Source organism: Yersinia sp. KBS0713, assembly GCF_005937895.2.
In the GTDB taxonomy this organism is placed as follows: Bacteria; Pseudomonadota; Gammaproteobacteria; order Enterobacterales; family Enterobacteriaceae; genus Yersinia; species Yersinia bercovieri.
In genome coordinates this window covers 2,542,881-2,565,521 of sequence record NZ_CP042173.1, presented here as the reverse complement: position 1 = coordinate 2,565,521, position 22,641 = coordinate 2,542,881, and the positions used below count along the sequence as shown (strand labels likewise).

The window sequence follows — 22,641 nt, the reverse complement described above, 5'->3', positions numbered from 1 at the left end:
GAAAAAAGGAATAATTATGGAAACTCAAACTAACCACAAAATCACAGCGCAACTGGCTGTTGATATTCTTAATCAAGCGTTGTCACTTGACCCGGATTGTATTACTGCGCTGGTATCGCATCGAATAGAGTGTAACGCAACGTTAGCCCATGACTCTGAGGTGATGTGTGGTATGTCTAAAGACAAATACATGACTGGCGCGCTTGGCGTTATCAACTCACTGGTTACAGATGGCTTTGTCGCTGCACTGTATACAGATGAAAACAAGCTGGCAGCGTTTCAAGTTTGCAAATAGTTAATTGATATTTTTGAATATCATAGCCGCCGAACCGGGCGGCTTTTTCATGCCCGAAAAGTAGCAATTCCAACACCTCGCGCCATACGCCACCAGACGCCCGTCACGCCCTCACACCTCATGAACACGCATTGATTCCCAACCCAACCGAACGCAGCACCACGGCCCGCCCAAGATCGATAAATAAGGGTATCAGAACCCTTTGCGCGCAATGCTATCCCCGCCACGCCTGCGCGCTTTGCAGGTCGCTTTTCATGCACTTGCATGAGGTATAGAGAACCGCGCCGGGACTGGTGCTAAGGGGGAGTTTCTGGCTCAGGTTCATCATGCAAAATCATGCACTATATGCATGCAGTGCTAAAAGTCAGCGCAACGAATGTAAACCGGACTCTCCTGCCCCGTCTAAATAGATATTTTTAGCTGCCATTGCTAATTCAGCAATCCACGCCAACGCCACTTCACGATCTCTATTTTTCATCTCATCACCGGCTGACATTCTAGCTATGAGGTCTATCCGTTCAAGCAAAACTAGCCCATCTAAATCCATCACCTAACAATCTCCCAGCACTTACGCATACTGTGTTTATATACAGCATACTATGCACTTTTTAAGAAAACTTCTATATAAATATATGGTTTTACTTGAGTAATGCGCATTCCGACCCAAACCGGCCATTGATTCCGATGTAATCCGATCGCATTTTCCGATTTAATTCGACCGCTAATTCCGATTTGTTCCGGCCAAATTTGGCCATCCGTCGGAACCCACGTTAAAACTATTTTGGGGTTGTAAGCTGGAACCGTTCGAAGAGTTGCCGCCGAGATTTTATCTGTCCGTAAAAGGGTGGCTTATCGGACAGGCCGATACCATATAAAAATAGGCTGAGAGCCTACATTCACCGTATCATTTGAGTGGTTCCGGTTTAATTCTCAATAATGCCCCCCTATCTATCTTGGTTTCTCATTCTTGGTGACTCATAACAATCACAGAGTGGAAAGCCTTGCCAGCAGTGGTATCACCAACTATTCATCTGTTCTCTGTAAACGGCCTCACAAAATTTTGGCGGGTTCCGGCTTACAACCCCAAATTGGTTACTGCAACTGTTTTGAATTACGTAAAATATGGGTTGTATTTTGAATACTCTCATTTGTATACATAGAGAGGTAGTCTGCGTTATCGGGGAACAGAGAGCCCATGGCGTAGCAGATTATTACTATTTTCATCCATAATGAAAGGACAATACTATGACAGATAACCGATATACACTAACTGTGAACCACAACACACTTAAAACGATGTCCCGAAGCATGGACTCTGTTTTTTTTGACAATGCAGTTAATTTTGTAAATTCATTATCTGAAAGGGATTTAGAAGAATTCTCAACGTATCTAAGTTACTCAGAGATGGCATTCATTAAATTAAATAGCTGTGCATCAGCAAATGAGGACGCAAAAAAATTGGTAGAAAAACTTCATGCCAAGATAACAATATTATCTTTTCCTGTCTTAGATTTTTATAAAGGATACAATATCACTCAAGAAAATACATATACCAATACTGCCACAACAGCCGTTCCCATTTTCACGGTGCTGGTAACTAGCTTAATTTTGTTTTTAAAACATTTAAATTCAACTTCAACTTCAACTTCAACTTCAACTTCAACTTCAACTTCAACTTCAACTTCAACTTCAACTTCAACTTTTGATTATAACGCACTTGATTTTGGCTGGAAAGCAGCTATTGCTATTCTCGTGTTGATATGGATGCTTACTGGCTACTACAGTTTAACACCTTTGTATAATCATAATGAAAAACATTTAAAATTTCTTGTCGAGATAGTTAAACTAAGAAAAAATGGCATAAAATACTTTGATGATATAAATAAAAAACATGTATCAAACAATGATGGACTATTAAATCGATTACACAATTATAAACGTCAAGAAAAAATCAAACTATTATTGAGTATATTTCAATCAGCATTAATGGTAGGAGGCGAGTCTGCCAGTTATAAAAATGCTGTTACTTATAAATTAAATAGGAAGTGTGCTTTTACTTTCGGTGGTATTGATTATACTTATGAAATAGCCGAGGCATGGGAGGAGTTATTGATAGAGGACGATAGATATATATCACCCTCAGATCGGAAACCTGCAGAACTACAAGTGATATCGGCCTTAGCTCTGAACAGAAATACCCCCCCATAGTATGAGGCCAAAGTCACACACATACTCCAACTCAACCCCAGCACAAAAAACTGCATAGTTCCCCCGACAGTCAATCGCAGAAGCCCGTCCGTGTGTAGGGTTTCCGCCATATACACCGTCTGTTTAGTCTTATTAATCAATGGGAACATAAATGTAGTTAAGTCGAAGAATTATCAGTGTATTCCGTAGATATTGATGAATTTGAAGATACCCAGTTCGGCCAACCGATCTCTTAGTCGCTGGTTATCTTGCCGAATCAGCAGCGCGATATATTCCGGTAAATCGTAAGCTGGCCGGAACAGACGCCGGGCGGCCATGCCCTCGGTCAGCATGGCGTATTCTTCTGGTTCAAGCCGAGCGCGAATTTCATTGATACCAGCAGATTTATCACGCTGGCGCTGTGCTTGTTTGCGAGTCGTTGCAGCGGTTTTAGTCATGGTTTTTCTCTCAGGTAGATTAATTATCGAATTCCGGCCAGTCGGACAGTGCCGGGTAATGGATCACCGCATCACCAACAGCCATTTTTGCCCCACGGGCTAACGATTCCAGCTCCCAGCGTTGGGCGCTGATATCTTTCAGCAGTAAATCATGGCGGATTTGGGGGATACGCTGGCGTTCTTCGCGGGTTAAACGGGCCGATGGCGCAATAAGTCGGCCCTTGGTGGGGTCATAACTGCGTTGCATCTTGCTTATCGTTGGCTGTTTCTCTTTAACGCGGGCCACAATCGCCCTCACGGCGGCAGTGTCCGACCAGTCAATAACGGCGTCCGGTGGGTATTCCATCACCGCCACAGGCGTTTTATCCTGCCCGTTGGGGTCATTTGGCGCTTGGGTGTTTCCACCTAACCCACAGTTATTGACAGGACTCCGAGGCGCGCCAGAGGCGCTTTTCAAAGTCAAAGGCTCAACGTCAACGGCACCAGAAACGATGCGCCATTGGGTTGTACGGGTTTCATGAACATGCTCAGCGCCCAAGTGAGGGGCATAGATACCCACGACTTTCATCACTTCCTCATCGTAGGCGTTCAGCTCATCGGCAATGCGTTTGGCTACACGCACAGTCTGATTGCCGCTATTGGTTCCACCCTGCGCAGCGATATAAGCGGCAAAATCACCGGTATCGGCGGCGGCGCGAACAGCTTCGACGCTCTCATCAAAACTTTCGGCCAAGCTGATACCACGCAAGGTGTGACTACGGCACTCGCGATAGGCTCCCATGGAGGGAATACCCATTGGGCGAAACTGAGGGATGCGCCACGTTGCCGCCCATGCTGTAACCGCCGCCGCAGAATCGGTTAGCAACTCACCGGTTTCATGGTCGCGTTCCCCCTCAAGCGCATAGCCGTCGATATTCTTGGCAATGTATTTAGCAATGTAGCCAGCGGCCCCGCCTTTGTTCAGGTGCTTGCATTCAAAGCGGTATTTAGCGGCTCCGCGCTCGTCACTGTCTTCTTTCAACGCATAGCGGCGCATGATGTTGATAATCTGTTGGCGCTGGCGACGCTCGCAAAACAGCATCATGTGCCAGTGCGGGGTGCCGTCGTGGTGCGGCTCAACGACCCGCATCCCGTAGACGCTTAATTTATTGTCTTTAAAGGCGGTGCGCATTTTGCTCCAAATGTTACAGAGATATTGCTGACCGTCTTTTGGGGAATAGGCTTCATCGTCCCACTTATGGTTAAGCTGGATTTTTGTGCTATCCCCTTTACCGATAAGGCGGGTCGGGTGATATTTTGACGGGGTGGTGATGGTCAGGAACATGCCGACGTGCTTCTGTGAAGCTGCATATTTTTCGATACCGGCGATGGTGCTCATTAACTCCATACGGCGAATTTCTGGATTGGAAATACTTGCCATGACTTTATCAATCAGGTCGATACGCTCACCGGTTTCAATGTTTTCTAACTGGCAGCTTTTGAGGTATTCCAAATTAGACTGGCGACGGGCGAACACTTCACGGATGGCCTGCTTACTGGCATAAGAAGAGGCCGACATATCACGGCTGACATTACCGACAGCAATCAATAACGCTTCCCGCCAGCGGGTGCGCTGTGCTTTGAGTTTGCGCTCCCACCATTCAGGATTAACCAGCCGTGACAGGCTGGCGATAGCAGACGTGATATCTAACCGGCCTTTCAGGTATTTGCGCCAGTGCATCGGGGTGATATTAAAAGCGCGCGCCATTCTGGCAAGATCGCCGAATATCCGTACCTGTGTATCGGCCTGCAATAAAACGGCCCTGTCACCCTGATTAGCCTTAATGCATTCATCACAATGATGGTTGTACGCCACCATTAGCTCATCACCGATTTTGCGGGCAAAGCGGCGCAGCTCTTTATCATGCATACCCGCGAGGCTGGCATAGGTTGGGGCATCAGTGGAAAAGCTCATTGACGCACTGAGGCGCATAACATTTTTACTATTGACCACCTGAATACGCGGCCAGATACGCTGGTCAAAAACAAACACCAGCCATTTATTAGCGTCGTTTAGCCCTTTATTGGCTAACAGGTATTCATAGCGAGAAATAAACTGGCTACGCAGGAAGTGAGGCAGATTATGGATATTGGCTAAAACGGCTTGCCCCTGAATCAGTTGTTCACGGGTAAGCGGTCTTTGAATGCCGGGCAGGGTTTCGCGCGGTTTGCTGCCGGGGTAGGTATAGGCAGGAACAGCAGCGCCGCTGCCCGGATAAGGCAACGGCGGAGTTGGGGCAACACGACCACGAATAGAGGTGCTCACTCTTCACCAGCATCATATTCGAACCGATTAGCAACATCTTCCAGAGCAGTACGTCTAGCTTTAATCTCAGATTTCTTTTGCTCCCACTCATCCCAATCAATTCGACTGGATATTTTTTCCTCAACAAGTTGATTTAGATAGCGAGGCTGCAAAGCATCAAGCTCCCAACTTGAGCGGCCATATCTTTTGATATATTGAGCGAAACGAGAGTCCGTTGTTTTTGCCGGGTTTTCGGGCGGATTGATTTCTTCAACCTGTTCCATGTTTAGTGCGATTCGCTCAAGGGAAACAAGAGCGGATGTATAAGTAAACATATCCAATCGACCGGTTAAATCTCGCGTCATATCAATGCCACTTGGGTCATGGTCGCCAAGGTGCAAAATATGGCAACGTTGCCGCATATTAGTTGCAGGGATTAAATGACTTTGGGCAAAATCATACAAAACAGAACCTGACGGATAACCACGCGCAGCAAGTAAAGGCACGTCATACCGATTGCAAAGCGACTCCAGAACGCCGACTAACGCCTCCTTTTCGATAATGACAAATAGCCGCTGGGATTGATTGCTCCATAAATCCTCATGGTACTGTTCAGCGCTGGCACGAATAATCTCGCTAGGATTATTCCAGTGACTCCGGGTAATAAAATCTCGCGTCCTATCTTCAAGACCAGACCAATCAATCAAGCCCGCGAGCTTCGCGTCATTAATCAGAGAAGCAATGCGTTTATAGCTCTGTAGTGTGTTCTCAATCATTCCACGCGCCACAAGTTGGTAATAAACCTGACGAGTAGTTAATCGATACCCTTGCTCTTGATATTCCGTCACAATATCGTCAATGGTATTAATCATTAACGTTCGTTCATCATTAAAGTTTTTATATACAAAGCATTCAGTAGCCATAATTACAGCCCATTAACTTTTAAAGCGAGACACAAAAGCGCCAAGCATGCCGCACACATAGCTGGCACCAAGACATGAAAGAAAATCCAGATATTTAATTTCATTGCTTCACCTTGGTAATAAGTTAGGAGAGTGAAAGTCTTTAAATCCTTTCTCACATAATTCAGCAAGGCGCTTAGTTTCCTCAACCAATGCCGAAATAGAATTAACGCCAGAGCGATAAATACGATGATGAATTAAATCATTCACCAAACTAACTCTTGTCGGATAGTGAGCAATTACGGCTAACACCCTTTCATTTTCTTTGGTGAATTTAATCTCGTTAAGCACGAGGTTTGGAATGCGGCCTAGAGTTTTGGTTGGCTCACACAAAGTAATTGCGTAACGAGCATCAATGACAATTTCGTCAACCATCAGTGTTGTGCCTGCGCTTGGTTAAGGATCCCCTCGGCGATGTGGTTAAGCAACTCCGCCGCCTCTACACCGTTCAGTTCACGGTTTAGAATTTGGTTAGCAACTTCTTCCAGACGAAATGAAACCAGCGCGGCCTGATTCTTTCTTTCATCTATTCGAGCTTCATTTAGCATTAGCTCCATTGATTCAACTGACGTCATTGTGATTGTGCTCTCACTGCCCGGCTTTGCTGGGTCTACGAACACCCATATATTTTGTGCTGTATTCTGCATAGATAATCCCTGTTTTTAGGCAATACGAAACCCGGCGAGTAAAACGCCATATATTGCGACTTTGGTTAGTTAATAATATTCAGAGTGCAGTCATCATTACTAATAAATGGTGGTAATGAACGAGTAAACTCAATTAAGTAATTCAACGTTTCAACTACACTTTCTCTTTCTGCCGGACTTAATTCTGAAAACTGCATATTCACATGACGGCTTTTTAACCCGGCATGAAAACAGATTGTTTTACGCAAATGTGCAGGCGACTTATCAAAAGCCTCTTGAGCAACATTCTTTCTATTACGGAAATGAGTTTCTTTTAATTCAGCAATACGAGTAATACCCGTCATTCTTAATTTTTCAGATTCCGTTAATTGCAGCATATAACCCCCAATCAACGTCCGAACAGACGGCGTAATATTGGTGTCTTCTTTGCAGAGGACAATTCTTGTAAAAGCGCCTTTTGATTACTTCCCGGCTTCCAGCGCTGGCCGTTCTTCAACTCCAGCATACCGTGGCCGAAATGGCGCAGATTTACCGGGCTTTGCTGTTTTAACAGTGGGGCAATAGAAATAATCATAAAGACACTTCAACTCAAACCAGCGACAGCACTCAAGCCGCTAATAACATCAACGGTTGAAGCAAGCGCAGGGGTTGACTGAATGCGACATTGCACTGTCAGACCAATCAGAGACAGGTGGCGAATCGCAGTATTGACACTATCCAGAAGGGCTGATTTGCTGAATGCTGTTTTATGGTTGCCTTGTACCGCAGCGGCTGCAATAGAACCCACGGCGGCTGTAGCATGTAGCGCATAAGTCGGGATATTGCCGGGGCAGGCTTCATTGACGGGCACAGATGGCATGCAATTGATTTGTGATAGCAGACCGTCTAATAACGTTGGGTCTTCGGTCAGGTCGGTGATGCGTAACAGCTCGTCTACGGTTAAACGGTGCGGCTGGTCAGGATTCAATTTATTGCGCAGAACCTGCGCCGCAATCCCTGCGTTTGCCGCCAGCTCGACTAAGTTGTGCTTTAACGCAAACTGGCGGCAGGCGTTATCAAAGTGCGGATGTTTGGACACTGAAAAATCAAACATGGCTTCCTCCCTCACATATGCCGACAATTAGTTGGCAAATTTGAATGTCGAACATTACTGGTTTGCCGCTTCTTTAGTGAGAGCGATCATATTTACGAGAACCTTTTCCATTTTGCGAACTTTCTGGCGGATAGGTAGACGACCATCTTTCACCATGCCACGGCAGGTTTCATAAGGGATTCCGCTCAATTTTGAGAACTCTGGCAGGGATAAATAAGGCGAGGTTACTGTGATTGCAAGGTTTTGAATCATGGTGCATCCTGTAATGTGTGGTTAATGCGGGTTAATTTGTGTCTTCGTTCAATAATGAGGAATTTAATCCTCAAAGTTGTACGAGTCAATATTATTTTGGCGGGAATATTGAATGATTTTTAGTGGCGGACAGGCTGTTGTTGATAGGTTATTGAAAGCCTACGGTTTTTCAACACAACGTGAGCTTGTGGGAAAAATAGGCGTTGGTCATGGAACAGTAAGCACGTGGATCAAACGTGGGTATTTTCCCGGCAAAGAAATTGTTCAGTGCGCACTTGAAACGGGCGCATCTTTGCAATGGTTAGCAACTGGGGAAGGAGAACCGTGGGAAGCCAACAAAGCTACTAATGAAAAAGAACACGCTAAATTAATTCAGCACAGAAAGTTGATTGATGGGTTGTTAACCGATGCCAACCCCGTATTACTTGATCCTGAATTACTTCCAGTACAGATAGATGAACCTGAGTTAATTTCTTCACCTAATGCCAAGAGTTCATTTCTGGTTGAGCATCAATTCAAGAAAATCACTGATGGCCTGTGGCTTATTGAAAAAGCGGGAGTTGTATCTATCAGTGAGCTTACCCGTTTACCGGGTGATGTATGGCGTATCAATGATGTCAATTGGCCGGTTAGTGAAGTCAGCATATTGGCGAAAGTTGTTGGTGAAATTACTGGCTATTAATAGTCGGCGCTAAAAAGTAATCGACGCACTAATGGAATAATAATCTAATGAAATTCTTAGCTAGTGCTGTAATCGGTATTCTTCTTTTATCTTTACCTACGATCACTATGGCAAAAAACTATCCCTGTTCCGGTAAAAAGGGAGGGGTATCCCATTGTGAAAATGGGAAATTTGTCTGTAATGATGGCTCTATCAGTAAATCAAAGAAAACCTGTACACGTTAGTTTTTAATCAGATGTTTGTCGTGTTGCATATCAAACATTGACTACTGTTTTTATATGGGTCTTCCCCGATCATGGTGGGAGACTCAGAACGCCATGTTCAGCTTTCCGTAGTGGAACAGCACACCCAGTTTGAACCGTTCTTTATTCCTAAAGCCTCGTGACTTGATCCTGAGCAGGCGTATTTTGCTGTTTAGAGACTCCGCATTACCGTTCGATACTCGGTGTTTCATTGCATTTAGGATCCCGTAAAGACGCTTTGCCACCATGCGGGCAACGCTTGCCATGAGAGGGATCCCGCTATTCTTTGCCATTAACATCCATTCTTGCCACAGCCTGCGGCTATGCCTGTCATAACGCCTGTGCCAAAGGTCGCGGGCAAGTTCTTTCATTACCCAACACTGGCTAGTTTCGGGTAATACCAGACGTGCTACTTCCAACCGTTCCGCCCTGCCTCCGTGTCGATTTTGTTTACCGTAAAACCACAGATAACGCGAGCGATGAGCCCCTTTCCTGTCTAACGACGAGATGCGTTTCATTTCCGTCATTCGTGTTTTATCAACAACGCCGCAGAGCGTTTTTGCCACATGGAAGTGGTCGAAGGCGATTTTATCCACGGCATTGGGAAGATGGATCCGGGCTGCGCTGATATAGGCCATGTTCATGTCCATCGACAACGTTTTTATCTCATCCAACTGGTGATCGCTCAGGCTACGCAGATAGCTAGCAAGGCTCTCAACGCCGCGGTCATCTGTCAGTTTCAGAGCCCGGCCTTGCCGGTCAGAGATAACGGTGACGTACTTATGGCCTTTTTTGAAGGCCACTTCGTCCACGCAGAGGTGGCGGGCCGATAAAGGCCTTTTTATCCGGGACAGGCCCCGTTTAACGGCACGCACCATGATACCGTCTACGGCATTCCAGCTCAGCTTAAGCTGCTTTCTGACGGCATCTACCGTGCTGATTTTCAGCCATGAGAGGACAAAAAACTCGAACAACAACGTGTACCTGCTACCGGGTCCAGCCCAGGGGACGGGCAGTGTCTGGCAACCGTGTTCAGGGCAGTCAATGCGTGGGACATCAGCTTCAACCAGCGTGGTGAACTGGCAAGTATCGAGGTGACGCCATTTACGGTGTCGATGGTCATGTATAGGGCAGGATTTACCACAGGTCGGACAGGTTAACTGAGTATGTTCAGCGATGCCGACAGTAACTGTCACAGAACCGGCATTTTCATCGAGAGAAACTGATTTGACCTGCCACGGCGCGGACAGGTTGAGAATGTGTGCATAGAGGGACTTTTCGTCCATGGCAGGCTCCTCAGAAAATCAAGACTGCCACTATAATGCCCTCAGCCACCACAACAGGGGAAGACCCTTTTATATACAGTAAATAGGCCCAAGGGATTATTCTTGAGGACTTATTTATGGCAGTACGGAAGTTACCCAACGGGAAGTGGGTCTGTGATTTTTACTCAGATGGCCGTGACAGTAAGCGGGTTAGGAAAACCTTTGTTACGCGCGGCGAGGCGTTGCGTTTTGAACGTGAGCAGTTAGCGCAACGTGGTGATCTGGATATTGACTACACACCGGCAGAGACTGCCGCGCAGAGGTTAAAAACATTGGTCGGTCAGTGGTATGAACTCCACGGGCGCTCTTTGAGTGACGGCGAAGCAAGATTAAATAAACTCAATATCCTATGTGATAACTTGGGCGATCCTGCCGTTGCTGATTTTAACCGCGAAGTATTTGCCAATTACCGTAAAAAACGTTTAGCCGGTGAGTTTAGCCCTAAACCAAAATACGGAGCTGTGAAGCCACCAAAAGAGGCAACGGTTAACCGCGAGCATGCCTACCTACGAGCCGTATTTAATGAGTTAAAAAGGCTAGGGCATTGGAATCATGCTAATCCCTTGGATGGTGTTAGATTATTTCGTGAAAGCGAAAACGAATTAACTTTCCTTTATGAAGACGATATTAAGCGTCTGCTGCATGAGTGTGACAATTCTAGTAATAAAGATCTCGGCATCATCGTTCGTATCTGTCTGGCTACTGGTGCGCGTTGGAGTGAAGCGGAGCAACTAAGGCAAGCTCAGGTGATGCCAAATAAAATTACTTATATCAACACCAAGAGTAAAAAGAACCGAACAGTCCCTATTTCTGCGGAACTGCATAAACTGATTCCAAAGATGAAAGGGCGCTTATTCGTCAATGCCTATGACGCATTCGGCCAAGCCATTGACCGGGCTAAACTGGTACTACCTACCGGCCAGTTAACCCACGTTCTACGGCATACTTTCGCCAGTCATTTTATGATGAACGGCGGCAATATATTAGTACTGCAACAAATCCTCGGGCACTCCACTATCCAAATGACCATGCGCTATAGCCACTTTGCACCGGATCATTTAGAAGCGGCAGTGAGTTTGAATCCATATGACAGATTAGTTAAACATTAGTGGATAAAAAATGAAAAGTTTAGAAGTTTGGCGCTCACAGCAATCATTTACCCCAGAGGTTGATGATTTATTTAATGAATCTCTCCTATGTTATTCTGCATCTGCCTATAAAGGTGCATTAATATTTGCTTATCTAGCTTTTATGAATGTAATAAGAGATCGTATTACTAATTCTGATACACCGAAAGGCTTTACTTTAAAGGCGTGGACTCAAAAGAAACGAGATGTCACTAATGCAGAAACATGGGACTCAAAAACATATGATACAATTCGACAGATTAGCCCTGCACCAGTATTTACAAACAATGACGACTTAAGAAATCAACTTGAATTCTGGAAGAATAGACGGAATGATTGTGCTCATTCCAAACCGAATAAGATAGAGCGAGGACATGTAGAGTCATATTATTCTTTCATAATGTCTAATTTATCTAAATTTGTAGTTAATGGAAGTAAAGATCAAATAATCAATAATATAAAGACTCACTACGATTTATCATTAACACCAGCAAATCAGCCAATAGATTATATTGTTAAAGACTTACAAAATGGACTATCAAAGAATGAATATGATGTTTTTTTTGAAGAGGTTGTTTTAATTCTTGATGGTATGCAAACGCCTTATGAAAAAATGATAAATATGGCACCAAAAAATAAAATTAATTTCTGCCTGTCCGTTTTTAAAAAAGGAGACCATGATATCCAATCATCTTTAAAGAAAATAGTATTTAAAGATGAGAAGCTGCTTTTGTCATTAATAAGAGAAGATACTAAATTAGTTTATTCTTTAGATATTGTTCCTGCTGTTATAAGAAAAATGTGGATGGACAATTTATTGATAGACCACAATGATATACCATTAATTTGTGCAATGCTAAATGGTAAATTAATCCCTGAAGCTCAATATGATGAGTTCTTCAAAGTTGTGCTAGACCGAATTAATTATTTTGAGCCATCTGTTATAGAAATGCATACGTTGGAAAGTTTTGGCTATTCAACCCATGTATTAAAGTCAATAGTCGAAGATGATATCATGAAAGATTTCAATAAAGCGAATAGGGCAAGAAACCAATTAATAAAGTATTTTAATGAACATGAGATTACATTTTCTATAGCAAGGAAAATTTATTTTAATTTTAATAATGCATATGTTGCTGACAAATTGAAAGAAGACCTGATTTCGTTTTTTAACAATAACCCCAATAAAGTTACAGAGTATAAGAGTCATCACCTAGGAACACCTTCAGCACTGAAATCAGTGTTGTAAAGAAAGGAAAATCATGACTACCACCCCCACAGCAACCCAAACTAACCCGCCATCGTGTTTGGTAACTTACTGATTTCACGTAAGTGATTGATTTCCATAATGCCGTGAGAGTTTTTAAAATCCCTCGGCTTATGGCTGTGCGGGTTCAAGTCCCGCCCCGGGCACCATGGAAAATATTCTAAGTAAAACAAAGTAGTATGAGTATGTCGTTAACCGCCGTGAGGCGGTTTTTTTGTGCCTGAAATCACCTTTCATAATATCTGGGGATGGCACAAAGATAAGGTGGCACTATTACTCATTAGGTAATGAGTACCACGCTTAATATCAACAGGTGGATAATTACATACCCGGTGCTGCACTTTCATGTTGGGCTTCAGGTGTCGGTTTTACACCCAGTGATCGACGGAAATCAGTAAGAGACATACAAGCGCATATCTCCCCATCCTTATTGATGCAAGCCACTTGAGCATAATCTGTTAGCCCCAGTCCTCCTGAACCACCAGGATTACCGCCTTTTTTAAATGCAATAAATGCTTTGACATAAAGAATAAAAGCTCTTATGCCTTTACCATTATTGAGAATTTCATCTAGGACGATGCCGGTTCTACCGGAGAAGTAGGTTTGTGCCCAGAGTTCAAATTGTCCCGGATTAAGCAGACCACCGTATATTAGGAAGTGGTGGCTATCAAACGCGGACAATGTATTTTTAGCTTGGTCATAATTTATAAATTTTTCTTTTTCAGAGTCTAGATCGGCTTTACTTCTTTTAAATTCAATTAATACCCACTTATTACCCTGAGCAAATATATTGTCACCGGCTTTTTCGTGGTTGCCATCTAATGGGGCTATAGCTGCGGTTTTACTTAAATATTTAGCCACGAAGTAGTATTCAACGGTTTTTTCCCACCATATCATGGAGCCGGTGGTGTTATCTTGCCCGGACATTACAACTCCTATTGTTGCTATCTGGATGATAAATATAGCTATTCAACGCCTAGAGATAAACCAAGATAGCCCTCAATAAGAGGGCTAACTATTAGCGGTTGGCTTTATCATCAGCCTCATCGATCAAGCCATTAGCTATCTTGCTGGCATCAAGATAGCGTGCGGTACCTAAGATTTCGTTAAGTGTCCCGCGGACACTCGATAGAAATTGATCGTTATCGGACTCATTAGCGCATTCAACCATTAATGCGATAAGCAAAGCTTCATGGGCGATCAAATGATCTTCACCAGGTAAGTTTGCATCGGGTCCACCTTGCTGAGCGCGAACAGATGTTTGATTAAGTGATGACATAAAACTCCTTATTTAATAATTGAATAACCACCTATCCACTATAACGGGGTTTCTAGTTATTGCTATGACAGATGAATTAACTGTCATGGAAGCCATAACAGATAATGTAGCGGTTATGCATAATCCCTTAATTTATCGGCGTTATTTCAGCATTGTGCCATCAAATAGTTATCTCACTTTACTGGCCGATAGATTCGTACCGCCGCTGTCAGGCGCAGGGTACGGTGGGCCAGCTCTTCCGCTGCGCCGGCATACTGTTCAACCATGGCGGCATTCTGATGTGTCATTTGGTCTAACTGGCCAATCGATTGGCTAATTTGGCCAAGTGCTTGTGTCTGTTCATGGGTTGAGGTGCTGATCTCACTGATTAAGGTTGAGACCTGACCTGCCTGCTTGACGATATTGTCCATGGTGGCACCGGCATTTTGTACCAGTGCGCTGCCATCGCGAACCCGCTCTACACTGGTTTCAATTAAGTGCTTAATCTCTTTGGCTGCTGTTGATGAGCGCTGTGCCAGGTGACGAACCTCACTGGCGACCACCGCAAATCCCCGGCCTTGCTCTCCGGCCCGAGCGGCTTCAACCGCGGCATTGAGTGCCAGAATATTGGTCTGGAAGGCGATGCCTTCAATCACACTAATGATGTCGACAATACGATGGCTGGAGTCATTAATCGTCCCCATGGTTTCAATCACCTGGTGCATTAACTCGCTGCCTTGTTCCGCAGCATGACTGCTCATCGCTGCCAGCGAGGTGGTTTCATTGGCGCTATTGGCACTGTTTTGCACGGTTGCCACTAATTGTTCAGTCGCGCTGACGATGTGTTGCAAGTTAGCCGTCGCTTGTTCAGTGCGGACTTTTAACTCCCGATTTCCTGCGGCTATTTCACTGCTAGCGGTATTAATGCCATCAACCTGACCACTAACATCATCGGTTAATGAGCGGAGATTTAGCCCCAATTGATTCACGCTACGCATCAGATAGCCTATCTCATCGACGCGGTTTAGCTGCACATAGTCACCAGCTTGCCCGGAAGAGACATCTTGTGCTTGCTGCAAAATCGCGGCAATCGGGCGGGCGACCTGGCGCTCCAGCCACAATGCGGTGATGATGCTGCTGGCAAGGGTAACCGCACCCAGTATCACTAGCGGTGAACCTGTCATACCCATTACGCCCGCAGCGACAGTCGGTAGCAGCGCCGCGGTCAGTAATGCACCGCGCAAACGCCATCGTAATGACAGCGTTTGGAACAGTGACATCCATGAGAGCCAGCCAGAGCGTACAATCAATCCACGATATAGCCTGATGTGGCGCTGCCTGGCCTTGCCGGAGTTAAAATCTGCGTACAGGGCTTCTGCTTGCTTAACCTCTTCACGGGTCGGCGCGATGCGCACGGAGATATAACCGGTCAAGCGACCATTATGGCGTAGCGGGGTGGCATTAGCGCGTACCCAATAATAGTCGCCATTCTGACGGCGGTTTTTCACTAGTGATGACCAGGAAAGCCCGGCATTCAGGGTCTGCCACATATCGGCAAAAGCGGCTGGTGGCATATCAGGGTGCCGCACAATATTGTGTGGTTGACCAAGTAAATCTTGATATTCAAAACCACTGGCGCGAACAAATGCGGCGTTAGCATAGGCGATGTTGCCGTGCGTATCGGTAGTCGATTGCAAGGTGGTATCGCGATCAATGGGATACTCCTGCCGACTGACAGGCTTGTTCACTCTCATAATAACCTCAGTAAATTGGGGGAGTTCCCGAATAACAGATGAAGACAACAATTGCTTAGGGTAATCGGCCCGATAAGATAAAACTTTATACTTTTATTCATTAATTTATTAATGCCCAATGTTAGTGCTGATTATTAGTGCTTCTGCACTTATTTGGAGCATTTTTATATTCTGTTGACGAATGGTTAGATGAGTTTACTTTTTGTTTAAAATTTAAAACGTGCCATTTTTAAATTAGATTTTTTTGTTAAAGTTTTAAGTATCAATGAGTTGTATTTATGTGTTTTGATGATGCTAGCCATCAATTGATGAGCTTATTGAATGAATTAGCTAATGTGATTTTATTGCCTCATTTTATGAGGTTAATAGGCGTGATTTTACTAAAAAGTTAAAAAGCATAACCTTTAGATGGTTTTTATTTACAATGTTTATCAGATATGAAGTTCACAATAACTATTTGTTACAGCTAATTTAATCAGTGTGCGTTATAACTTCCGCCATCAATTGAGAGTGATGGATGAATACATTCAGCTATCTTAAGAGAGTCAGCGGGTGAGTGTGATGGCTCGTATGATATCGAAAGTGCCAGCGTAATACCTATTCTCTGCCGACCATTTGTGCCTATTGATGAGATTATCGACGATCTGACGCTGGCACTGGCAAAGCGAAATAAGGGGTAAAATTTATCTCATATAAAAAAAACCAGTCGCCCGCAGGTTACTGGTCATTAGCATGGTGGGAAGGTTTAAACAGCTGCCAGTGTTGCGGCAATCACTTTCGCGTAAGGGGTTGTCGGGCGGCCAATAAGTTTGCTCAATGTATGGCTGTCATCAAATAAGCCACCTTTGGCGGCTCCGGCATCAGAATCGGCTAGCAGGCTGGCGAAACCCTCTGGTAACCCGGCGCCAATCAGGGCCTGGCGGAAATCTGCTTCAGACAAATCTTGGTACACCACGGGCTTACCTGACTGACGGGCAATCTCTGCTGAGAATTCAGCCAGCGTATAGCTCTCATCGCCAGCTAACTCATAAATTTTACCGGCCTGATTTTCTTGGGTTAATACCATCGCCGCCGCTTGTGCATAATCTTCGCGTGTGGCTGAGGCGATACGGCCATCGCCTACTGATCCGATAAATGCACCGTGGGCCAAGGCGGGCGCAATACTTGCGGCATAGTTTTCGGTGTACCAGCCGTTGCGCAGTAACACCACCGGCAGGCCGGAATCACGTAATAATGCTTCTGTTGCGCGGTGCTCTTCACCTAATCCCAGGGGGGATTTATCGGCATGTAGCAAGCTGGTATAGGCCAAGAGTTTGACCCCTGCACGTTTGGCCGCCTCAATCACCGCAGTATGTTGGGCAACACGTTGCCCCACTTCACTGGATGAGATTAGCAGCAGTTTATCAACCCCCTGAAAGGCGCTATCCAAGGTGGCGGGCTGACTATAGTCGGCTTTACGGATTTCAATCCCTGATGCTGCCAGGTCGCTGGCCTTTTCAGGGCTGCGGACAGTGGCAATGATTTCACTGGCAGGCACTTTTTTAAGCAATGCGTTGATAACAAGGCGGCCCAATTGGCCTGTGGCACCGGTTACTGCGATCATAATAAGGCTCCAGATTGATGTTGTAGAATCAGGTGGCGAACTTTTTGTTCGGAATAAAAGGGAATATTCGTCAAAAATTCGCCCTTAGCAGCATCATATGCAATATACTAACTTTAAGTAAGTACGCACCAAAAGGTTAGTATAAAAATAGTGGAGCCGCAAAATTTGAACAACAATATGTCATTTCCGGAACAACTCCGGCGTGGTGAATTGCTCAATGCCGATTGTCCTTCAAGAGAGATACTCAAGCGGATCACCAGCCGCTGGGGGGTCTTGGTGCTGATTGCATTAAGCAACGAAATCCTGCGTTTTAGTGCGCTAAGACGCAAGATTGGTGGTGTCAGTGAGAAAATGTTGGCGCAAACCCTGCAAAATCTCGAAGAAGATGGCTTTGTCGAGCGCATCGCATATCCAGTCGTGCCGCCACATGTGGAATATAAGCTGACGCCGTTGGGAAGGGAGGTTCAGGAGCAGGTGGAGGGGCTGACAGTCTGGCTGGAGGCGAATCTGCATCGCATTATGGAGCAAAGGCAACAGCGGTCAGAATCGCAATCGCGATAGGTTGGTGGTAAGTCAGGCTGACAACAAACATGCGAAACTCCTTTAGGGGGGAATATCAGCTAAAGATAGCGTCTTGACCGCTAGCGGGCATCAATAAAATGATAAATTCTGAATCGCTATCCCAAGTCGGTTTTGTAATATCTAAATTCTGCATATTCAAAGCAATAATGATTAGTTCATTTATTGTCCGATTCAGCGTCTACTCTTAAATAAGCAGTTCGGCCCATTTGAGAGTACGCAGAGGTGACAATGACTAAGATAATTGCATGGTTTTCCGCACTTCCCCAGTGGCAATTAGGGCATGAAGAAGAGGGTGAAACCGCGTTAGCGCAGGCTGATGGCGCTCATTTACTTGAGACGATTAATGCCATTGGTGGATTGTATGGTATTGAGTTTATTCACCATTAGGGCTTTTGCCGTTAAATGATGGGCTGCGGTTGATAGTGAAAAGCGCCATCAATTTTTTAAGCATGGTTACTCCTCATCGTTACCAAGAGTAATGATAGCCCCACTTACCCAGCGTGGGGCTAGGGATGATATTACATTGGCTTCTTGTTGGTCGCCTCCTCAATCTCTTTCTTCATCTCAGCCACCTTTTTATCGGGTGTTTTTTTACACATCTCAATCACCTTGGGTGTATAAATCGTATCGACCTCCTGAAAATCGAGAGTATCTCCTTTCTTATACTGGGTATCCTGATTAATGATCCAGAAAGCCACAGGTGTCATACTTTTTGGATTAAGATCAAGGAACTCCTTACATGACATATCGCTAGGTGTAGTAGGAGATGATGCAGCAAATACGGTATTAATTGCTGCGAGTGAGAGTATTGCAATGATAATATTAAGCAGAGATTTATAAAACATGGTTACTTCCTTATCTATCCATTATATTTCAGCTGGTATTATTAATGCGTGAGTGAGAGGTTTTCTTCTCATAGTTTAGCATGGAATATAAAACTATATTTTTCCAGCATAATAGATAATTTAGCAGGTGAATGATAATTAAATTTATTATGAAACTTAAGTTTTGAGTGCTATCTTTTTGATTTCTATACTTGAGTAGTAAAGTCTATGGTTAACTCTTCGCTGAATATTAATAAGTCTAATGAGAAAGGCAAACTGCTATTATGATTTATTGATTTATAATATATTGACTGGTAATTAAGCACATAATAGAAAGCAGATAAAGGAAAGTGAAATTTTCAAGTTATCTACTTTTACCACCGAATTAGCTAGGCTAATAATTATGTCGCTCTAACCTCGGGTTTTTTATCTGATGGTGGTGGCAGGCAGTCGTGTTTGCCATCATGAGATGGTTGGCCTCCAGCATAACGGATTGTTACTTCAGTTTTCTTGGCAGGATTTGTAATGATTTTATCAAGTTGAATGTCAGTGCTTATCTAATAGTCGGTAGCAATACGCCAAACCTACACCGACTCAATACTATATGTTATAATTTATTTAGTCGCTATTGGTAGTATTTATTGGATTAGCTATATTTTAACTTTTTTGTTATTACTTTTTGAATAATAGGTGATTTATATTTATGTCTTTATTCTCTTTTTATCATAACCAGCTGAGTGCCATGATCAAAAAAGTCTTTGGTCGGCACCATAAAGGCGAACCAGTGAAGAGAGAGAATGGGAATGATGAATTATCTAATCTTCAACTGGATGTTTTGCTAAATGCCGAAAAACAGGTCGCCATCATTACCACCGATCTGAATAACCGCATCACGATATTTAATGTGGGCGCAGAGAGAATGTTTGGCTACTCGAAAGATGAGGTGCTGGGGCATCCTATTCGGGATATTTTACGTATTCCAGAAAATGGCGAGGCGCAGGCTGAGCTGGATTATTTATTGCTTAACCGCCGCGATGCCAGTGAGTGGTGTTATCAACGTAAAGATGGTAAACGATTTTGGGGGGCACTCAGTGTCCACGAAATAACATCCGATAATAGCAATACTGTTGGCTATATCAGTGTCATTGCGGATGTGTCAGAAAGAAAATCCCTACTGATAGCGTTGGAAGAGAGTAAGCAGATGATGGATCGGCTCACTAAAAATCTGCCGGCGATGATTTATGCTTATTATTTAAATTCCGAGGGTGACTCCTATTTTAAATATTGCAGTGAAGGGGTGCGAAAAATATTTGACCTGTCACCAGACGATGTTTTGTATGTGCCGAGAGAGATAAATCCGCTATTTAGCCGGGTTCATACTGATGATATAGAGATATTAAGACAGGCGGTGATCCTTTCGCAACAAAATCTCTCCGTCTGGCGCTGTGATTTCCGCGTAATATTGCCGGGGAAAGGGACACATTGGATCCATGGCGAGTCTTTCCCAACCCGTCAGGATGATGGCTCTGTGATCTGGTATGGCTCATTTTTTGATATTACGGAGCTTAAGCAGTCTGAGTCGATCCTCAAAGCGTTGTCACAAACTGATGTGCTGACCGGGGTGGCGAATCGTCGTCACTTTGATGACCTCTATCAGCACATTTGGCAGAAGAATCGCATTGAGGGGGGGACATTGTCGGTATTGATGATCGATTTTGACAATTTCAAAAGTTTTAACGATCTCTATGGACATGCGATGGGGGATGTTTGCCTGAAATCCATTGTCGAAACCTTATCAAAATCAATTCGTGGCGGCTCAGATATTTTGGCCCGTTATGGCGGCGAGGAGTTTATCGTCTTGCTGGCACCTAGCACCCCGGCTGATGCGAAAGTCATTGCGGAGCGTATGCGTCACTCTATTGAGGAGTTAGATATTCCCCATGGGATGTCACCGCAAGGGCGAGTGACCATTAGTGTTGGCGTGGCTTCGATCTCCGCTCCAGATGAGCATATTGCCGCAATGGACTTATCAGATGCGGCGGATAAAGCACTATATCGCGCGAAAGCCTCGGGAAAAAACCGCGTTGAAACGATAATAGTGAGCTGAATATCAAGAGCTTGTGGAGCAAGTCAATCGGGTGTTTCTAGCCAATAAAGAGTAGGCGCGTAACAAAAATTAAAATTTCACTATTTCTATACTTAGTCTAGCTTGCAAGATGAGCTTTTTTACAAAGGAGTAGTGATATGAACAAGGAGCTAAATAGATTCATTTCGACCAAAAGTATATTTATCATATTAGTGGCATTATTAACAAATCATGCAAGTGCATCGAGCAAAGTAATATACAAATCTATTTATAATGTTAAGCATGGTGCCGTGATATACAGCCATAATAATGGGGCGAATCAATATCTATGGGCTGATTACGCCCATAATTTATCAGGAGACTGGAGAGCTAATGCTAACTGGGCGGTATCATATAACAACGATGGGACGATCTCTTTTTCCAATCAAAATTCGCAATTATGTCTTCAACACTATGGTACAGGTTATCAGGTTGTAGAACATACCTGTACCGGCGTTCATTCAAAGCAAAAATTTAATTTTGAGTTGATCGATACTGGCGCCATATTAATTAAGTTTGCTCATAATAACGAGTGCATTTATATGAGCTCTGGTATTCGCTATTATTCGATCTACAGTGATGTTTGTAATAGAACGGACAAGAGTTTTTATTGGGCTATTATTCCCCCCTTAGAACCTTAGCATTATTATATGATGGATAAAATATGAGACGATTATTTAAGGTGTGCGCTTATAGCTTTTCACTGCAATTTCTGGCAGCCCATGGGGATGTTACTGATTATAAACTGGCTTCATGGAATATGCAGGGAGCACAAAGTGGTTATGGTAGTAATTCTAAGTGGGTGACTGGGGTTGCCGGAATGTTGAACATTAATGAAATAGATATTGTTGCTTTGCAAGAAACCGGAGCGGCACCGCCAAGTGCTATCGTTTTACCCATATCAGCGGGTCAACACCCAGAGATAGTGAGAAGAATTCCTCATGCAGATACGAAATTAGATATAACTTCACTTGCTGGGGGCAGTACAACTAAAATAAATCCCGGTAGCGGAGGGGTGAATCCAAATATGGTGAAAGAGTTTATTCTAAATTTAGGTTCAAGCACTCGCCCCAGGGATTTTTATATTTATCAGTTTGATAATGGGCGACCTGATGCGGCATCGCGCATCAATCTAGCCCTGGTTTCCCGAGTTCGGGCAGATGAAGTGCTTATTATACCGCCGATGGCAAGAGGTGATAATACCCGGCCAACATTGGGTATTCGTATTGGTGACGACTATTTTTTCACTATACATGCCAGAGCTGCAAGGAATAATGAAGCACCACAAATCATTCAATTTATAGACAATTATATGACGAGTACGGTGCAGCCGAATAGACCGGCAGCCACATGGGTTGTGATGGGGGATTATAATCGCTCTTCTGATGAGTTAGAGGCTTCTCTTAAGCAGCTAAAACCGCAATTAACCCATACCTATCAGATAGCATCCCCTAATCGAGCCACACACCAGTCTAATGGCACAATAGATTATGCCGTGATAGGCAGGTTGAACCAGGGAGGTGCTGTAGGGGGCATGATGACAGTGCCGCTTATTGCCGCTTTACTGACCTACGCCTCTGATCATATGGCCGTACAGTATATGCACCGTCGGTAAATCACACGCATAAGCGCTAAACCTGTTTGTGGGTTAAATTGAATGAATAAAAAGGTTGG

At 44.2% G+C, this 22,641-nt stretch carries 25 protein-coding genes and 1 pseudogene; 11 read left to right on the top strand and 15 right to left on the bottom strand.

All coding sequences use genetic code 11. From position 1 onward, the window contains the following. Positions 1-16: 16 nt before the first annotated feature. Both FFE93_RS12160 and FFE93_RS12150 read left to right on the top strand, forming a co-directional pair. Entirely contained in the window at positions 17-295 is a 279-nt protein-coding gene (locus tag FFE93_RS12160; protein ID WP_138775249.1) for a hypothetical protein, read from the top strand. A gap of 1,245 nt (positions 296-1,540) precedes the next feature. Beyond that, positions 1,541-2,503, top strand: a complete 963-nt coding sequence (locus FFE93_RS12150; protein ID WP_138775248.1) for a hypothetical protein — start codon at positions 1,541-1,543, stop codon at positions 2,501-2,503. Positions 2,504-2,712: 209 nt separating this feature from the next. Here the strand turns inward: FFE93_RS12150 and FFE93_RS12145 are convergent. The 9 genes and pseudogenes from FFE93_RS12145 to FFE93_RS12105 form a co-directional block, all read right to left on the bottom strand. Further along, positions 2,713-2,940, bottom strand: a pseudogene (locus FFE93_RS12145) (hypothetical protein); the annotation flags it as partial. A gap of 19 nt (positions 2,941-2,959) precedes the next feature. Continuing rightward, positions 2,960-5,245, bottom strand: a complete 2,286-nt coding sequence (locus FFE93_RS12140) for a replication endonuclease (protein WP_138775247.1) — start codon at positions 5,243-5,245, stop codon at positions 2,960-2,962. Continuing rightward, on the bottom strand, positions 5,242-6,147 hold the full coding sequence (locus tag FFE93_RS12135) for a hypothetical protein (protein ID WP_072092323.1): 906 nt from the start codon (positions 6,145-6,147) through the stop codon (positions 5,242-5,244). The genes FFE93_RS12140 and FFE93_RS12135 overlap by 4 nt, the downstream gene beginning before the upstream one ends. Positions 6,148-6,255: 108 nt before the next feature. Then, the gene (locus tag FFE93_RS12130; RefSeq protein ID WP_138775246.1) at positions 6,256-6,561 is read right to left on the bottom strand and encodes a DUF5405 family protein; all 306 of its coding nucleotides are present in this window, start codon (positions 6,559-6,561) and stop codon (positions 6,256-6,258) included. After that, positions 6,561-6,833 (bottom strand): DUF2732 family protein, encoded by a 273-nt coding sequence (locus tag FFE93_RS12125; RefSeq protein ID WP_138775245.1) that lies wholly within the window; start codon positions 6,831-6,833, stop codon positions 6,561-6,563. Before FFE93_RS12125 ends, FFE93_RS12130 begins: the two co-directional genes overlap by 1 nt. A 65-nt stretch (positions 6,834-6,898) precedes the next feature. Then, positions 6,899-7,210: a hypothetical protein gene (locus tag FFE93_RS12120; protein WP_138775244.1), complete on the bottom strand. Its 312-nt coding sequence runs from the start codon at positions 7,208-7,210 to the stop codon at positions 6,899-6,901. Positions 7,211-7,221: 11 nt separating this feature from the next. Next, positions 7,222-7,407 carry a phage filamentation protein Fil family protein gene (locus FFE93_RS12115; protein WP_032909021.1) on the bottom strand — a complete coding sequence of 62 codons (186 nt, stop codon included), beginning with the start codon at positions 7,405-7,407 and terminating at the stop codon, positions 7,222-7,224. A gap of 9 nt (positions 7,408-7,416) precedes the next feature. After that, positions 7,417-7,926, bottom strand: coding sequence for a phage regulatory CII family protein (locus FFE93_RS12110; RefSeq protein WP_099529434.1), 510 nt, complete (start codon positions 7,924-7,926; stop codon positions 7,417-7,419). A 54-nt stretch (positions 7,927-7,980) separates the two neighbouring features. After that, a complete protein-coding gene (locus tag FFE93_RS12105; RefSeq protein WP_019079169.1) occupies positions 7,981-8,178 on the bottom strand; it encodes a DNA-binding protein in 198 nt (65 codons plus the stop codon). Positions 8,179-8,290: 112 nt separating this feature from the next. Here FFE93_RS12105 and FFE93_RS12100 point away from each other — a divergent pair, with 112 nt between their 5' ends. Then, on the top strand, positions 8,291-8,860 hold the full coding sequence (locus tag FFE93_RS12100; RefSeq protein ID WP_138775243.1) for a phage repressor protein CI: 570 nt from the start codon (positions 8,291-8,293) through the stop codon (positions 8,858-8,860). Between the two features lie 47 nt (positions 8,861-8,907). After that, positions 8,908-9,084, top strand: a complete 177-nt coding sequence (locus FFE93_RS21750; protein WP_261368998.1) for a hypothetical protein — start codon at positions 8,908-8,910, stop codon at positions 9,082-9,084. An 83-nt stretch (positions 9,085-9,167) separates the two neighbouring features. On the opposite strand, the gene FFE93_RS12095 is transcribed toward FFE93_RS21750, so the two are convergent. Beyond that, positions 9,168-10,388, bottom strand: coding sequence for an ISL3 family transposase (locus FFE93_RS12095; protein ID WP_138775004.1), 1,221 nt, complete (start codon positions 10,386-10,388; stop codon positions 9,168-9,170). A gap of 116 nt (positions 10,389-10,504) precedes the next feature. Between FFE93_RS12095 and FFE93_RS12090 the strand changes: the two genes are divergently transcribed. After that, positions 10,505-11,536, top strand: coding sequence for a tyrosine-type recombinase/integrase (locus FFE93_RS12090; protein ID WP_138775242.1), 1,032 nt, complete (start codon positions 10,505-10,507; stop codon positions 11,534-11,536). 10 nt (positions 11,537-11,546) lie between these two features. Then, complete coding sequence (locus tag FFE93_RS12085) at positions 11,547-12,803, top strand: hypothetical protein (protein ID WP_138775241.1); 1,257 nt, start codon at positions 11,547-11,549, stop codon at positions 12,801-12,803. A gap of 339 nt (positions 12,804-13,142) precedes the next feature. Here the strand turns inward: FFE93_RS12085 and FFE93_RS12080 are convergent, their stop codons facing one another. The 4 genes from FFE93_RS12080 to FFE93_RS12065 form a co-directional block, all read right to left on the bottom strand. Further along, a complete protein-coding gene (locus FFE93_RS12080) occupies positions 13,143-13,748 on the bottom strand; it encodes a hypothetical protein (protein WP_005278594.1) in 606 nt (201 codons plus the stop codon). A 91-nt stretch (positions 13,749-13,839) separates the two neighbouring features. Then, positions 13,840-14,100 (bottom strand): hypothetical protein, encoded by a 261-nt coding sequence (locus FFE93_RS12075; RefSeq protein ID WP_032898763.1) that lies wholly within the window; start codon positions 14,098-14,100, stop codon positions 13,840-13,842. 173 nt (positions 14,101-14,273) lie between these two features. Next, positions 14,274-15,833, bottom strand: coding sequence for a methyl-accepting chemotaxis protein (locus FFE93_RS12070; RefSeq protein WP_032898761.1), 1,560 nt, complete (start codon positions 15,831-15,833; stop codon positions 14,274-14,276). A gap of 745 nt (positions 15,834-16,578) precedes the next feature. Beyond that, entirely contained in the window at positions 16,579-17,436 is an 858-nt protein-coding gene (locus FFE93_RS12065) for an SDR family oxidoreductase (RefSeq protein ID WP_138775240.1), read from the bottom strand. A 165-nt stretch (positions 17,437-17,601) separates the two neighbouring features. Here FFE93_RS12065 and FFE93_RS12060 point away from each other — a divergent pair, with 165 nt between their 5' ends. Both FFE93_RS12060 and FFE93_RS21525 read left to right on the top strand, forming a co-directional pair. Then, positions 17,602-17,997 (top strand): winged helix-turn-helix transcriptional regulator, encoded by a 396-nt coding sequence (locus FFE93_RS12060; RefSeq protein ID WP_032898765.1) that lies wholly within the window; start codon positions 17,602-17,604, stop codon positions 17,995-17,997. A 249-nt stretch (positions 17,998-18,246) separates the two neighbouring features. Next, the gene (locus FFE93_RS21525; RefSeq protein WP_005278574.1) at positions 18,247-18,405 is read left to right on the top strand and encodes a hypothetical protein; all 159 of its coding nucleotides are present in this window, start codon (positions 18,247-18,249) and stop codon (positions 18,403-18,405) included. A gap of 131 nt (positions 18,406-18,536) precedes the next feature. Here the strand turns inward: FFE93_RS21525 and hdeB are convergent, their stop codons facing one another. Then, the gene (gene hdeB, locus FFE93_RS12055) at positions 18,537-18,863 is read right to left on the bottom strand and encodes an acid-activated periplasmic chaperone HdeB (protein WP_138775239.1); all 327 of its coding nucleotides are present in this window, start codon (positions 18,861-18,863) and stop codon (positions 18,537-18,539) included. Between the two features lie 682 nt (positions 18,864-19,545). Between hdeB and FFE93_RS12050 the strand changes: the two genes are divergently transcribed. From FFE93_RS12050 to FFE93_RS12040, 3 genes are all read left to right on the top strand, one after another. Then, entirely contained in the window at positions 19,546-20,949 is a 1,404-nt protein-coding gene (locus tag FFE93_RS12050) for a diguanylate cyclase (RefSeq protein ID WP_186367650.1), read from the top strand. 137 nt (positions 20,950-21,086) lie between these two features. Next, the gene (locus tag FFE93_RS12045; RefSeq protein WP_138775238.1) at positions 21,087-21,608 is read left to right on the top strand and encodes a hypothetical protein; all 522 of its coding nucleotides are present in this window, start codon (positions 21,087-21,089) and stop codon (positions 21,606-21,608) included. 23 nt (positions 21,609-21,631) lie between these two features. Continuing rightward, positions 21,632-22,582 carry a cytolethal distending toxin subunit B family protein gene (locus tag FFE93_RS12040; RefSeq protein WP_138775237.1) on the top strand — a complete coding sequence of 317 codons (951 nt, stop codon included), beginning with the start codon at positions 21,632-21,634 and terminating at the stop codon, positions 22,580-22,582. The last annotated feature ends 59 nt before the right edge of the window (positions 22,583-22,641 follow it).